Source organism: Bhargavaea massiliensis (assembly GCF_018390575.1).
Classification (GTDB): domain Bacteria; phylum Bacillota; class Bacilli; order Bacillales_A; family Planococcaceae; genus Bhargavaea; species Bhargavaea massiliensis.
Genome location: NZ_JAHBCJ010000039.1, coordinates 1 through 223 on the forward strand (window position 1 = coordinate 1; position 223 = coordinate 223).

At 50.2% G+C, this 223-nt stretch carries 1 pseudogene; it reads right to left on the reverse strand.

The features are described 5' to 3' along the window. Nucleotides 1–53: 53 nt before the first annotated feature. A pseudogene (locus tag KHA84_RS15295) lies at nt 54–223 on the reverse strand (transposase); the annotation flags it as partial.

Consider the following 223-nt stretch of genomic DNA (forward strand, 5'->3'; position numbering starts at 1 on the left):
CCGGGTGATGACTTTTACATGATTCTGGCTTTGAGTGCACTGAGCAAGCAGCGGAGCAGCCCACGGTCCGCCACCTGTTTCAGGATCCAGTAGAAGATCTGTTCAAATAGATCCGTGTCCTTGAAACGCCGTTCGTAGTTCTTACCGAAAGTCGAAAAATGAGGCACCTTATCATAAAAGCCGAAGCCCAGGAACCAGCGGTAAGCCAGGTTCGTATTGACCT